Origin of the sequence: Enterobacter cloacae complex sp. P14RS (assembly GCF_014895895.1) — a bacterium.
Lineage (GTDB): Bacteria > Pseudomonadota > Gammaproteobacteria > Enterobacterales > Enterobacteriaceae > Enterobacter > Enterobacter bugandensis.
On the sequence record NZ_JADBQM010000004.1, the window covers coordinates 74,434 to 89,026 of the forward strand.

Here is a 14,593-nt window from a genome sequence, read left to right on the forward strand (position 1 = left end):
AGGGCGTTGTTGTTCGTCAATACACCTACTTTGAGCCGGTTCACACTTTTCAATGAAAATTGCTAATCATTTTCACGATGAGCTAAGTAGACTGGCCGCCATTGACATTGAGGCACTCGTACTACATGGCTGAATTCGAAACCACTTTTGCAGATCTGGGCCTGAAGGCTCCTATCCTTGAAGCCCTTAACGATCTGGGTTACGAAAAACCATCTCCGATCCAGGCAGAATGTATCCCGCATCTGCTTTCTGGTCGTGACGTGCTGGGCATGGCCCAGACTGGTAGCGGTAAAACTGCAGCGTTCTCGCTGCCGCTGCTGAACAACATCGATCCGGACCTGCGTGCACCGCAGATCCTCGTCCTGGCTCCAACTCGTGAACTGGCTGTTCAGGTTGCTGAAGCAATGACGGAATTCTCTAAACATATGCGCGGCGTAAACGTGGTAGCCCTGTACGGCGGCCAGCGTTATGACGTGCAGTTACGCGCCCTGCGCCAGGGCCCACAGATTGTCGTCGGTACGCCGGGCCGTCTGCTGGATCACCTGAAGCGCGGTACTCTGGACCTCTCTAAACTGAGCGGCCTGGTACTGGATGAAGCAGATGAAATGCTGCGTATGGGCTTCATCGAAGACGTAGAAACCATCATGGCGCAGATCCCGGAAGGTCACCAGACCGCTCTGTTCTCTGCAACCATGCCAGAAGCGATCCGTCGCATTACCCGCCGCTTCATGAAAGAGCCGCAGGAAGTGCGTATTCAGTCCAGCGTGACCACTCGACCGGACATCAGCCAGAGCTACTGGTCCGTGTACGGCATGCGCAAAAACGAAGCGCTGGTCCGTTTCCTGGAAGCGGAAGATTTTGATGCGGCGATTATCTTCGTGCGTACCAAAAATGCGACCCTGGAAGTGGCTGAAGCGCTGGAGCGTAACGGCTACAACAGCGCAGCGCTGAACGGCGACATGAACCAGGCCCTGCGTGAGCAGACGCTGGAGCGTCTGAAAGACGGTCGTCTGGATATCCTGATTGCAACCGACGTGGCAGCACGTGGTCTGGACGTTGAGCGTATCAGCCTGGTTGTCAACTACGACATCCCGATGGACTCCGAGTCTTACGTTCACCGTATCGGTCGTACCGGTCGTGCGGGTCGTGCTGGCCGTGCGCTGCTGTTCGTTGAGAACCGCGAGCGTCGTCTGCTGCGCAACATTGAACGCACCATGAAGCTGACCATTCCAGAAGCCGACCTGCCAAACGCGGAGCTGCTGGGCAAACGCCGTCTGGAAAAATTCGCCGCGAAAGTACAGCAGCAGCTGGAAAGCAGCGATCTGGATCAGTACCGCGCGCTGCTGTCGCAGATCCAGCCTGTCGCTGAAGGCGAAGAGCTGGACATGGAAACTCTGGCTGCAGCACTGCTGAAAATGGCTCAGGGCGAACGTAGCCTGATCGTGCCACCAGATGCGCCGATGCGTCCTAAGCGTGAGTTCCGTGACCGTGACGATCGCTTCGAACGTCGTGGCGACCGTAACGACCGTGGTCCACGCGGCGATCGTCCAGAGCGTGGTGGTGAAGACCGTCCACGTCGTGAACGTCGTGACGCTGGCGACATGGAACTGTACCGCATTGAAGTGGGCCGTGATGATGGTGTTGAAGTTCGTCACATCGTTGGCGCGATTGCTAACGAAGGCGACATCAGCAGCCGTTACATTGGTAACATCAAGCTGTTTGCATCCCACTCTACCATCGAACTGCCAAAAGGCATGCCGGGCGAAGTACTGCAGCACTTTACTCGCACCCGCATCCTGAACAAGCCGATGAACATGCAGCTGCTGGGCGATGCACAGCCACGTCCTGACCGCGGTGGCGAACGTCGTGGCGGTGGTCGCGGTTTCGGCGGCGAGCGTCGTGAAGGCGGTCGCAGTGAAGGTCGCGGTGGTGAAGGTCGTCGTTTCTCCGGCGAGCGCCGCGAAAGCCGTGGCCCACGTCGTGAAGAAGGCACCAGCCGTCGTCGTTTCGGTGACGCGTAAGCCTTTCGCTTCTGACGTAAAGTAAAATATACAGCCCCGATACACGCTATCGGGGCTTTTTTTATTCCCTTTGTACTCTTGTACTGGTACAGTGCATCGCACTAAAATGCAGAACCGCATGATTAACTGGAGAAAAGGCTGTATGGCGACACTAACCACCACCCAAACGTCACCTTCGCTGCTTGGCGGCGTGGTGATCATCGGCGGAACCATTATAGGTGCCGGGATGTTTTCCCTGCCCGTGGTCATGTCCGGTGCGTGGTTCTTCTGGTCGCTGGCCGCGCTGGTGTTCACCTGGTTCTGCATGCTGCATTCCGGCCTGATGATCCTTGAAGCGAACCTGAACTACCGAATTGGCTCCAGCTTCGACACCATCACCAAAGATCTGCTGGGCAAAGGCTGGAACCTGGTGAACGGCCTTTCCATCGCATTTGTGCTCTACATCCTGACCTACGCGTACATCTCAGCAAGCGGCTCGATTCTGCATCACACCTTTTCGGAGATGTCGCTGAACGTTCCGGCGCGTCTGGCCGGGCTTTGCTTTGCGCTGGGCGTGGCGTTTATCGTCTGGATGAGCACCAAAGCGGTGAGCCGCATGACGGCGATTGTGCTGGGCGCGAAGGTCATCACTTTCTTCCTGACCTTCGGCAGCCTGCTGGGGCACGTTACGCCCGCCACGCTGTTTAACGTTGCGGAAGTTAATACCTCCTACACGCCGTATCTGCTAATGACTCTGCCGTTCTGTCTGGCGTCGTTCGGCTACCACGGCAACGTGCCGAGCCTGATGAAGTACTACGGCAAGGATCCGCGCACCATCGTGAAGTGCCTGGTCTACGGCACGCTGCTGGCGCTTGGGCTGTATGTGATTTGGCTGCTGGGGACAATGGGCAACATCCCGCGCCCGGAGTTTATCGGCATTGCGCAAAAGGGCGGTAACATTGACGTGCTGGTGCAGGCTCTGAGCGGCGTACTGAACAGCCGCAGTCTGGATCTGCTGCTGGTGATTTTCTCTAACTTTGCGGTGGCGAGTTCTTTCCTCGGCGTAACGCTGGGCCTGTTTGACTACCTGGCGGATCTGTTTGGCTTTGACGATTCTGCGATGGGGCGTTTCAAGACGGCGCTGCTGACCTTCCTGCCGCCGATTGTCGGCGGTCTGCTGTGGCCGAACGGTTTCCTGTACGCCATCGGCTATGCAGGGCTGGCGGCCACCATCTGGGCGGCGATTGTGCCGGCGCTGCTGGCACGTAAATCACGTAAACGCTTCGGCAGCCCGAAATTCCGTGTCTGGGGCGGTAAACCGATGATTGCGCTGATCCTGGTATTTGGGGTGGGTAACGCGCTGGTTCACGTGCTGTCGAGCTTTAACCTGTTGCCTGTGTACCAGTAAACACATTGCCCGGTGGCGCTACGCTCACCGGGCCTACAGGGACCGCGTAGGCCGGATAAGGCGAAGCCGCCATCCGGCAAAAAACTACCCCACCAATTCTTCTTTCACCTGCATCGCCAGATCAAACGAATGTAAACGCGCCTGGTGATCGAAAATCTGGCCGTTGACCATAATTTCATCCGCCTGTGTTTCACGCAGCACTGCTTCCAGCCCGTGACGCACTTTTGCCTTATCACCCACCAGCGACATGCTCAACGCCTGCTGCACGCCATACTGCTCGGAGGCCGACCACAGCTGATGCATATTTTCCACCGGAGGCGGCAACTGGCCCGTCTCGCCGCGGCGCAGCTTCACAAACGCCTGCTGCATAGAGGTAAACAGGAATTCCGCGTCGCGATTGCTGTCAGCGGCAATGATGTTGATACACACCATCGCGTACGGCTTCTCCAGACGCTCGGACGGTTTGAAGTTCGTACGGTAGAGGTGCAGCGCCTGATGCAGCATATCCGGCGCGAAGTGGGAGGCGAACGCGAACGGCAGCCCCAGCTGCGCGGCGAGCTGCGCGCTATACAGGCTCGAGCCTAACAGCCATACCGGGATCTTCTCGCCATAGCCCGGCACCGGGCGCACGTGCGGGTTCGGATCGCGCGCGTCGAACCAGTCCACCAGTTCCGCCACGTCGCGCGGGAAGTTATCGATATCGCCGCTCATATGGCGGCGCAGGGCGCGCATGGTCGGCTGGTCGCTGCCCGGCGCGCGGCCAAGCCCCAGGTCAATACGGCCCGGATAGAGGGTATTCAGCGTCCCGAACTGCTCGGCTATCACCAGCGGGGCGTGGTTCGGCAGCATCACGCCACCGGAGCCAAGGTGCAAAGTGGTGGTATTCGCTGCCAGGTAGCCAATCAGCACCGATGTAGCGGCGCTGGCAATGCCGACCATGTTGTGATGTTCTGCCAGCCAGTAGCGGTGATAGCCACGCTTTTCGGCCAGCTGAGCCAGATCGAGAGAGTGCGTGAAGGCTTCTCTTGCCGAGGAGCCTTGTGGGATCGGTGCCAGATCCAGCACCGAAAACGGAAGGGTTTTGTCAGTCATAACAGCTCACTTTGTCGACGGTCAATCTTTAATACTGCATTAAAAAATGATAACCGTTGTTAACAAAGTGAGCCTTTTTTAGGCCTGAAGTTCCAGCCCGGCCAGACGTTTCCAGTAACCGTTGCAGTCGCTGTTTGCCGTCAGCGGCAGCGGCGACGCGCCGTTTTCGTTAGCGCGGAAGGCGTCCAGCATCGCGAAAACGCTGGTATCCAGCGGCGACAGGCGCACCATGTCCACCAGTCCGTCCATCGACGCCAGCTCGTTGCCGAGGTTATAGACGTAACCGCTCATGGTCTGAATGCCGTTCAGGACGAATACCTGCTGGTTCTCCTGCGACAGCATGCTGCGCCCGTTCGGGTACTTGATGCAGCAGGTTTCACATTCATCTTTCGGGCGGTCTTCCGATCGCGCGGTGAAGCAGCGGGCAGAGTAGGCCAGCGGCAGATGACCGTAGCTCAGCACTTCCACTTCGAACTGATGGCGAATGCCCAGCTCGTCGCACTGATTCAGCAGGTTTGCCAGCCAGTCACGGGAGAGCTCCACCGGCATGCACCAGCGGGTCATTCCCTGTTTGAGCAGCAGGCGCAGGGTGACGGCGTTATAGCAGTTCAGCGCATGGCCTGCGACAAACGGCAGCCTGCGTTCGGCGCACATGTTCACTACCCCCAGGTCGCTCGCCTCCAGCAGAAACTCACCGTTTTCCACGTAGCGCTTCAGCTCGCCTAGTTCAGAAGAGGCCTGCACCAGCGCGAGCGTTGACAGCACCACCTGCTTGCCGCTCCCGGCCAGGCTTTTCGCCATCTCCAGCCAGTCGCCCACTTTGGTTGCGCGGCGTTTGCTGCATACTGCTTCACCGAGGTAAATCACATCGGCGCTGCTGGTGGCGGCCTGTTGGTAAAAATCTTCCAGCGTCTCTTTTGGCCAGTAGTAGAGCACCGGCCCTAATGAATATTTCATGGTTATCTCACTGCCATTTACGGTGATACGCGCCCAGCGTGGTTTGCGTGCCTTCGGACATCGATCCGAGCGTCTCCATCCACGCCGCCTGTGGGGCGTAGTTCTGCGGGTCCGCCATGCAGCGGTCGATGGCCTGACGCCACACTTTCGCCACCTGGCTCACATAGGCCGGACTGCGCTGGCGACCTTCAATTTTCACCGAGGCAATATTGGCGGCCAGCAGCTCCGGCAGCAGCTCCAGCGTGTTAAGGCTGGTGGGCTCTTCCAGCGCGTGGTAGCGCTCGCCGTCGACCAGGTAGCGGCCTTTGCACAGCGTCGGATAACCCGCGTTTTCACCGTCCTGATAGCGGTCGATCAGAACTTCATTCAGACGCGACTCCAGCCCCTGTGGGGTCTGCTGCCAGCGGACGAAGCGGGCAGGGGAGCAGGCCCCGACGGTATTCGGCGATTCACCGGTTAAGTAAGAAGAAAGATAGCAACGGCCTTCGGCCATGATGCACAGACTACCAAAGGCAAAAACCTCCAGCGGCACTGGCGTGACGCGCGCGAGTTGCTTAACCTGATGAATAGAGAGCACGCGCGGCAGCACCACGCGGGCGACGTCAAAGTGTTGATGGTAAAAACGCACCGCCTCTTCGTTGGTGGCAGATGCCTGAACAGAGACGTGGCGCTCAATATGCGGATAGCGTTCTGCCGCATACTCAAGCATGGCGAGGTCGGCCAGGATTAACGCATCGGCGCCCAGCTGTGCTGCCATATCCACCGCGCGCTGCCAGCGGGCGTAGCCGTCAGGGTGGGCAAACGTGTTGATGGCAATATGCAGCTTGCGGCGGTGCTGATGAACGAAGTTAACGGCTTCCTGAAGCTTTTTCTCCGTAAAGTTAAGGCCAGCAAAATGGCGGGCGTTGGTGTCATCTTTCAGCCCGATATAGACCGCATCGGCCCCATTCTCGATGGCCGCCTTAAGCGCCGGAAGGTTTCCGGCAGGGCAGAGCAGCTCCATAAATTATCCTGATGTAGTCGATAGCAAAATTGTTAACGAGCTGGGATTTTAATTAACCCATACGCGACAATTTTTGATTTAAGGCAGCTAATGGCGTATTGATGGCACCAATAATGGGGTACGTCCGACGATGGTTTGTTGATTTACGCCGCTATGTTGTGGAATGGATGTGGCAAAATAGCGGGACTATAGCTATCAGGGAGTAAAGCTCGTGCTGGATAAACTGCGTTCACGTCTCGTACAATTCGGTCCATCAATGCTGAGCGTGCCGGTCAGGCTGGCGCCGTTCGCGCTTAAACGCCAGGTGCTGGAGCAGGTCCTGAGCTGGCAGTTCCGTCAGGCGCTGCAGGATGGCGAGCTGGAGTTTCTGGAAGGGCGCTGGTTAAGCATTGAGGTGCGTGACATCGGGCTGCGCTGGTTCACCTCCGTAGAGAACGACCAGCTGATCGTTCGTGAGTCTGCCGAGGCGGACGTGAGCTTTAGCGCCAACGCCAGCGACCTGCTGATGATTGCCGCGCGTAAGCAGGACCCGGACACACTCTTCTTCCAGCGCCGTCTGGTGATTGAGGGCGACACGGAGCTTGGCCTGTACGTTAAGAATTTAATGGATGCCATTGAGCTGGAGCAGATGCCGAAAGCGCTGCGCGTGATGTTGATGCAAATGGCAGATTTTGTTGAGGCGGGGCTGAAATCCCCGCCGGACAGTAAACACACTTCAGTAGGTGAGCCATGCTGATTCGAGTCGAAATAGGGATTGATGCACCGGGTATCGATGCGTTATTACGCCGCTCTTTTGAGAGCGATGCGGAAGCCCAACTGGTCCACGATCTCCGTGAAGACGGCCTGATCACGCTGGGGCTGGTTGCCACCGATGACGAAGGTCAGGTTGTCGGCTATGTTGCCTTCAGCCCGGTGATCGTTCAGGGTGAAGATCTTCAGTGGGTGGGCATGGCACCGCTGGCGGTAGATGAAAACTACCGCGGGCAGGGCCTGGCGCGCCAGCTGGTCTATGAAGGGCTGGACTCGCTGAATGAGTTTGGTTATGCCGCCGTGGTCACGCTGGGCGATCCGGCGTTCTATGGCCGTTTAGGCTTCGAGCAGGCCGCGCATTACGATCTTCGCTGCCGCTGGCCGGGTACCGAATCCGCCTTCCAGGTGCATCGCCTGGCGGATGATGCCCTGAACGGCGTAAATGGTCTGGTGGACTACCACGACCATTTTAATCGCTTTTAATCAGGCTCTCGCGTAGCGCCTCAAAGGAGCCGTCTCCGGTCACGAGGCGCTCCTTCTGGCGCTTCGTTAGTTGCTTAATACGGTACTCCAGCCTGAGTGCCAGCGATCTGTCCCCCACGGCGGCAGAAAAAGCCAGCTGCAGTTCGCCTTTCCCCCGCAGCGCTTTTGCCCCTTTCCCCGTTTGATGTTGTAAAAAACGCCGCGCCACATCGGTGGTGATCCCGGTGTAGAGTGCGTTATCAGCGGTTCGGACAAGATAGAGAAACCAGCACACGGTAAACAGATTCAGTATGTTAAGGTGAACGCACCATAGCATGAGAGAGAACGAAAATGGAAACACTGGCCGCCATTAACCGCTGGCTGGCAAAGCAGCACGTCGTGACCTGGTGCGTATATAGCGAGGGCGAAATGTGGTGCGCCAACGCCTTTTACTACTACGATCCTGAACGCGTCGCTTTTTACGTCATGAGTGAGGACAAAACGCGGCATGCCCAGATGACCGGCCAGCAGGCAAAAGTGGCGGGCACGGTAAACGGTCAGCCGAAAACGGTCGCGCTGATCCGCGGCGTGCAGTTCAAGGGTGAGATTCGTCGTCTGGAAGGTGAAGAAAGCGACGCACAGCGTAAACGCTACACGCGCCGCTTCCCGGTTGCTGCTGCGCTAAAAGCCCCGGTGTGGGAAATCCGGATTGATGAGCTGAAATTTACCGACAACACCCTGGGCTTTGGCAAGAAGCTTCACTGGCTACGCGCCGAGCAGGCGTAGCGCTTCGCGGTTAAACGCCGGGAGATCGTCCGGGGTCCGGCTGGTGATCAGCTGGTCGTTATCGTTGACCACCTCCTGATCGTAAAACTCGGCCCCTGCGTTTTTCAGATCGATAACGATCGGTTTCACCGCCGTAAGCTTACGCCCGCGGACCACTTCAGCGCTGATCAGCAGCTGCGGGCCGTGGCAGATGGCAAAGACCGGCTTGCCGGTGCCGACGAAGTCACGGGTAAAGGTGACGAAACGCTCGTCCCCGCGCAGGGAATCCGGTGAATGGCCGCCCGGTAACAGCAGGGCGTCGAAATCTGACGGGCTGACGTTATCGATGGACTCATCGATGGTCACGCTGGCTTCGCCCTTGTGGCCCTTCACGGTTTTACCCGCTTCTTTCTCAATGGTGATGACCTCGTGGCCTGCCTTGCGGAATGCCTCAGCTGGCGACGTAAATTCTGAATCTTCAAACTCGTCGGTAATCAAGACTGCGATTTTTTTACCCATGCTTCCTCCGTTGTTTTCGCTTCAGACTGTTTTTTCCCCGTTTGTGGTAAATACTTACCGGTAACAGACTTTTAAGTGTGGTAGAGCAGGCCCAGATCGCAAACGGACAATTCTGTAAAGGGGATAAGATGAGTCAGGTACTGATTACCGGCGCAACCGGGCTGGTGGGTGGACATCTGCTGCGGCTGCTGATCCAGGACCGGCATATCAACTATATTGCCGCCCCGACGCGCCGCCCGCTGTTGGATATCACCGGCGTCTATAACCCGCACGATCCCCAGCTCACCGACGCGCTGGCGCAGGTGCAGGATCCTATAGATATCGGCTTTTGCTGCCTGGGCACGACGCGGCGTGAGGCGGGCAGTAAAGAAGCGTTCGTCCATGCGGACTACACGCTGGTGGTGGATACCGCCCTGACGGCCAAAAAGCTGGGGGCAAAACATTTCCTGGTGATGAGCTCGCACGGCGCCAGCACCGGCTCACCGTTTTTTTACAATCAGGTGAAGGGCAAAATGGAAGAGGCGCTGATTGCGCAGAAGTGGGAGCGCCTGACAATCGTGCGGCCTTCCATGCTGATGGGCCATCGCGACGAACGGCGTTTTAACGAATCCTTCTTCGCCCCGCTGTTTCGCATCCTGCCGGGTAACTGGAAGTCCATCGAGGCGCGGGACGTCGCGCAGGCGATGCTGAAAGAGGCACTGGCACCGTCGCAGGACGGCGTCAATATCATCCCTTCGGCAAAACTGCGTGAAATCGCGCAGGGCGAGGCGTAAACTTCTCCGGCTTATTAAATAACACTCTCCGGGGAATGGTATGACTGGTCAGTCTTCATCTCAGGCGGCAACACCTGTCCAATGGTGGAAGCCCGCACTCTTCTTTCTCGTGGTCATCATTGGCCTCTGGTATGTGAAATGGCAGCCGTACTACGGCAAAGCCTTCACCGCCGCCGAAACGCACAGCATCGGTAAATCTATACTCGCTCAGGCTGATGCCAGCCCGCTGAAGGCGGCATGGGATTACGCCATGGTCTACTTCCTGGCAGTGTGGAAAGCTGCCGTCTTAGGGGTAATCCTGGGATCGCTGATTCAGGTACTTATTCCGCGAAACTGGCTGGTGAAAACACTCGGGCAGCCGCGCTTTCAGGGCACGCTGCTGGGGACGATTTTCTCTCTGCCGGGCATGATGTGCTCCTGCTGTGCCGCACCGGTAGCGGCGGGTATGCGCCGCCAGCGCGTATCCATGGGCGGTGCGCTGGCATTCTGGATGGGGAACCCGCTGCTCAACCCGGCGACGCTGGTGTTTATGGGCTTTGTGCTCGGCTGGCATTTTGCAGCTATCCGTCTGGTTGCCGGGCTGCTGACGGTGCTGGTGGTGGCGACGCTGGTACAAAAACTGGTGAAGGATACTGCCGTCGAACCCGCAGCCGTTGAACTGGACGTCAGCGAACTGCAGGGCGGTTTCTTTACTCGCTGGGGTAAGGCGTTGTGGCAGCTTTTCTGGAGCACCATTCCGGTCTATATCCTGGCGGTACTGGTTCTGGGCGCGGCGCGCGTCTGGCTCTTCCCGCATGCGGATGGCGCAATCGACAACACGCTGATGTGGGTGATTGCGATGGCTGTTGCAGGCTGCCTGTTTGTGATCCCCACGGCGGCAGAAATTCCGATTGTCCAGACCATGATGCTGGCCGGTATGGGTACCGCACCGGCGCTGGCGCTGCTTATCACCTTGCCGGCAATCAGCCTGCCGTCGCTCATCATGCTGCGTAAGTCTTTCCCGGCGAAAGCGCTGTGGCTGACGGCGGGGCTGGTGGCGTTGAGCGGAGTGATGGTGGGGAGTATTGCGTTGATGTAAAAAAAGCCCGGTGGCGCTCGCGCCTACCGGGCCTTTAGTCAGACGTGGATTACTTAATGTAGGTAAACGCGGTGGTGACGTGCTTCACGCCGCTCACCCGGCTGGCGATATCCGCCGCCGCTTTCCCTTCACGATCGGTCACCAGACCCAGCAGGAACACTTCACCGTTTTCGGTCGTTACTTTTACGTTAGAGGATTTCACCTGGTCTGAACCCAGCAGCTGGGAGCGGACTTTGGTGGTGATCCAGGTGTCAGACGACGCGGTGCCCAGGCTGATTGGCTGACCCTGGCGGATTTCATTGAAGACTTCCGTGGTGCCCTCAACGCCCATTGCGATCTGCTTCGCGCGGCTGGAGAGTTCGGTATTCGGTGCCTGACCCGTCAGCAGGACTTTGCCCTGATAGGCCGTCACGTTGATACGCGCTTCTTTCTTGATTTGTTCGTCTTTCGACAGCGCACTGTTGACCCGCAGCTCCAGCGTACCGTCATCCACCTGCGTTCCCACAGAGCGCGGATCGGTCGCCGCTTTGGTGCCTACTGCGGCAGTACCCACAACGGCCGCAGCAATACATCCCTGAAGCAGTAATGCAGACATAAGGACTGCGAGGGTCGATAAAGCCTTCATAAAAACTCCTTAATCATCCTGGTGAGGGAAAAGCGTGTTATCGATCAAATCGCATAAGCAGTTCACCGTGAGCATATGCATCTCCTGGATACGTGCGCTACGGTGAGACGGAATGCGGATTTCCACATCCTGCGGCCCGAGCAGACCCGCCAGCTCACCGCCGTCATAGCCGGTTAAGGCGACGATGGTCATGTCGCGGGTAACGGCGGCTTCAACGGCTTTGACGATGTCCCGGCTGTTGCCGCGCGTGGAGATCGCCAGCAGCACATCGCCGGCATGCCCCAGGGCGCGCACCTGCTTTGCGTAAATTTCGTCGTGCAGACGATCGTTAGCAATCGCTGTTAAGACCACATTATCGGTATTAAGTGCAATGGCAGGTAAACTCGGGCGTTCGGTTTCAAAACGGTTAATCATGCTGGCAGCAAAATGCTGTGCGTTGGCGGCTGAGGTTCCGTTGCCACAACAGAGGATTTTGTTGCCGTTAAGCAAGGATTGCACCAGCGTCATTGCAGCGCGAGAGATCGCGTCCGGAAGGGCTTCCGCCGCGGCAATCTGAGTCTGGATGCTTTCTGTGAAGCACACTTTAATTCTTTCGAGCACGTTATCCCTTTTAAATCTTAATTATGCGTCTTCGCCAAAAGCGTTTTTAAGCCATTCGATCTCATTTCCGGTGAAGGCTATCACATCGAAACGGCAATCCACAGTATCAAAGCTCCCATTATGGCGGGCAAGCCACAAGTGGGCAGTCTGTAATAATTTATGTTGTTTGGCGAGCGTCACGCTGGCGGCAGCACCGCCAAAACGGGAAGACTGTCGAAAGCGGACTTCTACAAACACAATCACCTGACCGTCTTTCATGATCAGATCAATTTCGCCGCCGCGCCCGCGGACGTTAGCGGCGATAAAGCGCAGTCCTTTGCCTTCGAGCCAGCGACGCGCTTTTAACTCCCACGCATCGCCGGTCTCTTTACGGCTTAACTGGCCGGGACGATTTGCCCCTGCTGGTATTTGAGCCATGATAACTTCCTGTTAATCACACAGTCCTGAGTGGCGGTCAGATCGCCGGTGTTGCCGTTAAGCTCAAAGCCCGGCACCTGACGCATCTGGGTAAAGTGGTTTGCCAGCGCCCACGCATCAACACCCATCGCATACAGACGCGCCAGAGAGTAGTCGTTACGTACGGAGCTTAGCGCCTGCTGCATCAGCGCCGGGTTGCTGCCCGCCAGCATCGGGATTTCGCTGTACTGCAGGCCGTCCATTTCCAGACGGAAATCCGGGCCTGCGGTGCCCTGTGCGCTGCGGGAGCTGGCGTAGAGCGTTGCACCGCTCTGGCTGCCGTTACGCATCGCGATCATCGGCTTGATAAAGGCGATCTCCTGCGGCGTGGCAACGATATAGGCCGCATCCACTTTACCACCACCGCTTATCTGCGCGTCGGTTGGCGGGGCAGGGATGGTCAGGCCGCCAATGGTCACGCTCTGCTGCTGCGGCAGGCTGGCGGAAACCGGACTGCCGTTAAGCGCGATACCCGCTCCACCGTTAACGCCCGCACGCAGTTCTGAGACGGAACCGAATTTCTGCTGCAGCACGATGCCGCCGCCCAGCTTCTGCCACTCGTCGGCAAAAGCATTAGCCACGCGATCGCCCAGCGTACTACGTGGGATCAGCAGCAGCGGGGCCTGTTTACCCTGCTCGTGGATATGACGCGCCGCATCGCGGGCTTCATCTTCCGGAGAGAGTGCGAAGTAGCAAATATTGGCCCGGTTCTGAACCTGTTCCGGCTGGTTGAGCGCCAGTACGTTCAGCGTGGTATTGCTCTTCATCAGCTCTTCCACGTTGTTTTTCAGCAGCGGGCCGACAACGATGCTTGCCCCGTCCTGCTGAACCTGCGCCAGCACCTGGTCAAGCGGCTTCGAACTGGTGTCGTAGATTTTCAGCTCAGCGCCAGGGTTCGCGCTGGCGGTCGCCACGGCCTGCGGCTGTGCTGCAGGTTGAGCGGTAGGTTGTGCCGGCTGCTGTTGAGGCTGTTCTGCCGTAGCCTCTGGTGCAGGCGTCGCTTGTGCCTCAACCGGAGCCTGTGCTGCTGGTGCTGCCGTCGCTGGAGGGGTAGTCGGTGCGGTAACCGGGTTTTGCATTGTACCCTGCGCCGGGGTTTGTGCGGTGGTCAGGTCACTGGTCTCGGCGGCTGAGGGGCTGACAACGTCGTTCACGTTGGCCGCCTGCGCTGCCTGCACCGGAACCGCACTGCCCGTTACCGGCGTGGTGCCGTTTTTCGCCGCTTCAAAGCCCTGTTGAATCGTACGGCCAAACACTGCCGCCTGGCCATTCAGCGGCAGAAGCAGCGCAATTTTGCTTGTCGACGCAGGCTTAAAGTTCTGCACATTCACCAGTTGGGTTGGCAGCATTTTTGCGCCCGGGTTCTGCGGGTAACGGGTCTGCCAGTCGGTAATACCGGCTTTCAGCATTTTTGGATCGCTGCGGTTGTTAAACCACATCTGCTGCAGATCAAGCCAGCCCTGAAGCACGTTTTCGTCCGCGTTAATGACCAGCGCCTTTGCCTGATCCTCGGTCATCGAGGCAAGCGCCTGCCAGGTGGCATCAATATTTTTCTGCTTGTCGGCACCGGCGAGCAGCGGCTCCTGGGCAATCAAGGCACGCAGGAGCGTCAGGGAAGGGCGCCCCTGCTCAGCGGTAATGCCCGCCTGCCAGAAGCGCGCCTGCTGGTTTTTATCCAGCGCGCTCAGGTCGATGCTCCCCAGGATCTTTTTCGCGCCATCATAATCTTTCTGCGCGACCTTCAGCTCGGCAGAGAGCAGGCTCTGCTCAAGTTGCTGAGTATCGTTAAGCTCTTTCGGCAGTTGGCCGAACAGCTCGGCAGCCTGCTGGGTTTTGCCCTCTTTCAGCAGTGCACGAATGGCGAGTAATTGCCAGTTGATCCTGGTATCATTTGTACTCTGCGACATTTGTTGCAGATAAAAGCCAGAATCAGCCTGAGCGGAGCCCTGAAGATGGGCGGTGCTCTGGTCAGGTGCCTGGGTGCCACAGCCTGCAAAAATCAGGGCTGCGAGCAGCAGCGGCACGCTGCGCGTGGCTTTTTTTCGAAGAAACGTTAACGGTACCATACTGTATCCAGTGATTTTTTTACGCAATGCTCAATATTA

General features: G+C 57.8%; 17 protein-coding genes. 8 read left to right on the forward strand and 9 right to left on the reverse strand.

All coding sequences use genetic code 11. The features are described 5' to 3' along the window. Positions 1-52 precede the first annotated feature (52 nt). The 3 genes from yrbN (at position 53) to mtr (ending at position 3,408) form a co-directional block, all read left to right on the forward strand. Positions 53-133, forward strand: a complete 81-nt coding sequence (gene yrbN, locus IM295_RS23260) for a protein YrbN (RefSeq protein WP_100122156.1) — start codon at positions 53-55, stop codon at positions 131-133. Beyond that, positions 126-2,021, forward strand: coding sequence for a DEAD/DEAH family ATP-dependent RNA helicase (locus IM295_RS02325; RefSeq protein ID WP_028014545.1), 1,896 nt, complete (start codon positions 126-128; stop codon positions 2,019-2,021). Before yrbN ends, IM295_RS02325 begins: the two co-directional genes overlap by 8 nt. 142 nt (positions 2,022-2,163) lie before the next feature. After that, the gene (gene mtr, locus IM295_RS02330; RefSeq protein WP_047367119.1) at positions 2,164-3,408 is read left to right on the forward strand and encodes a tryptophan permease; all 1,245 of its coding nucleotides are present in this window, start codon (positions 2,164-2,166) and stop codon (positions 3,406-3,408) included. Between the two features lie 84 nt (positions 3,409-3,492). Here the strand turns inward: mtr and IM295_RS02335 are convergent, their stop codons facing one another. From IM295_RS02335 to IM295_RS02345, 3 genes are all read right to left on the reverse strand, one after another. After that, positions 3,493-4,500 carry a luciferase-like monooxygenase gene (locus IM295_RS02335; protein WP_048956698.1) on the reverse strand — a complete coding sequence of 336 codons (1,008 nt, stop codon included), beginning with the start codon at positions 4,498-4,500 and terminating at the stop codon, positions 3,493-3,495. Positions 4,501-4,578: 78 nt separating this feature from the next. Continuing rightward, positions 4,579-5,457: a U32 family peptidase gene (locus tag IM295_RS02340; RefSeq protein WP_028014542.1), complete on the reverse strand. Its 879-nt coding sequence runs from the start codon at positions 5,455-5,457 to the stop codon at positions 4,579-4,581. 7 nt (positions 5,458-5,464) lie between these two features. Further along, entirely contained in the window at positions 5,465-6,460 is a 996-nt protein-coding gene (locus IM295_RS02345; protein ID WP_014885366.1) for a peptidase U32 family protein, read from the reverse strand. A gap of 211 nt (positions 6,461-6,671) precedes the next feature. Between IM295_RS02345 and IM295_RS02350 the strand changes: the two genes are divergently transcribed. Beyond that, complete coding sequence (locus IM295_RS02350; RefSeq protein ID WP_028014541.1) at positions 6,672-7,196, forward strand: SCP2 domain-containing protein; 525 nt, start codon at positions 6,672-6,674, stop codon at positions 7,194-7,196. Then, positions 7,190-7,693 carry a GNAT family N-acetyltransferase gene (locus IM295_RS02355; protein ID WP_041907900.1) on the forward strand — a complete coding sequence of 168 codons (504 nt, stop codon included), beginning with the start codon at positions 7,190-7,192 and terminating at the stop codon, positions 7,691-7,693. Before IM295_RS02350 ends, IM295_RS02355 begins: the two co-directional genes overlap by 7 nt. On the opposite strand, the gene IM295_RS02360 is transcribed toward IM295_RS02355, so the two are convergent. Next, positions 7,680-8,009 carry a GIY-YIG nuclease family protein gene (locus IM295_RS02360; protein WP_045260079.1) on the reverse strand — a complete coding sequence of 110 codons (330 nt, stop codon included), beginning with the start codon at positions 8,007-8,009 and terminating at the stop codon, positions 7,680-7,682. The two genes, IM295_RS02355 and IM295_RS02360, sit on opposite strands and share 14 nt — an antisense overlap. 14 nt (positions 8,010-8,023) lie before the next feature. Here IM295_RS02360 and IM295_RS02365 point away from each other — a divergent pair, with 14 nt between their 5' ends. Further along, positions 8,024-8,458 (forward strand): YhbP family protein, encoded by a 435-nt coding sequence (locus tag IM295_RS02365; protein WP_193066152.1) that lies wholly within the window; start codon positions 8,024-8,026, stop codon positions 8,456-8,458. Here IM295_RS02365 and IM295_RS02370 read toward each other — a convergent pair. After that, positions 8,438-8,956, reverse strand: a complete 519-nt coding sequence (locus IM295_RS02370) for a type 1 glutamine amidotransferase domain-containing protein (RefSeq protein WP_028014537.1) — start codon at positions 8,954-8,956, stop codon at positions 8,438-8,440. The two genes, IM295_RS02365 and IM295_RS02370, sit on opposite strands and share 21 nt — an antisense overlap. Before the next feature lie 128 nt (positions 8,957-9,084). Here IM295_RS02370 and IM295_RS02375 point away from each other — a divergent pair, with 128 nt between their 5' ends. Beyond that, the gene (locus tag IM295_RS02375; RefSeq protein ID WP_193066153.1) at positions 9,085-9,729 is read left to right on the forward strand and encodes an NAD(P)H-binding protein; all 645 of its coding nucleotides are present in this window, start codon (positions 9,085-9,087) and stop codon (positions 9,727-9,729) included. A gap of 40 nt (positions 9,730-9,769) precedes the next feature. After that, complete coding sequence (locus IM295_RS02380; protein WP_193066154.1) at positions 9,770-10,807, forward strand: permease; 1,038 nt, start codon at positions 9,770-9,772, stop codon at positions 10,805-10,807. 49 nt (positions 10,808-10,856) lie between these two features. Here the strand turns inward: IM295_RS02380 and dolP are convergent, their stop codons facing one another. The 4 genes from dolP to IM295_RS02400 are packed head-to-tail and all read right to left on the reverse strand — an operon-like array spanning position 10,857 to position 14,554. After that, positions 10,857-11,432: a division/outer membrane stress-associated lipid-binding lipoprotein gene (gene dolP / locus IM295_RS02385; protein WP_028014534.1), complete on the reverse strand. Its 576-nt coding sequence runs from the start codon at positions 11,430-11,432 to the stop codon at positions 10,857-10,859. Positions 11,433-11,441: 9 nt separating this feature from the next. Then, positions 11,442-12,032: a DnaA initiator-associating protein DiaA gene (diaA, locus tag IM295_RS02390; RefSeq protein ID WP_003861754.1), complete on the reverse strand. Its 591-nt coding sequence runs from the start codon at positions 12,030-12,032 to the stop codon at positions 11,442-11,444. Positions 12,033-12,053: 21 nt separating this feature from the next. Next, positions 12,054-12,449 carry a YraN family protein gene (locus tag IM295_RS02395; RefSeq protein ID WP_028014533.1) on the reverse strand — a complete coding sequence of 132 codons (396 nt, stop codon included), beginning with the start codon at positions 12,447-12,449 and terminating at the stop codon, positions 12,054-12,056. Further along, positions 12,407-14,554: a penicillin-binding protein activator gene (locus IM295_RS02400; protein WP_193066155.1), complete on the reverse strand. Its 2,148-nt coding sequence runs from the start codon at positions 14,552-14,554 to the stop codon at positions 12,407-12,409. The genes IM295_RS02395 and IM295_RS02400 overlap by 43 nt, the downstream gene beginning before the upstream one ends. Positions 14,555-14,593 lie beyond the last annotated feature (39 nt).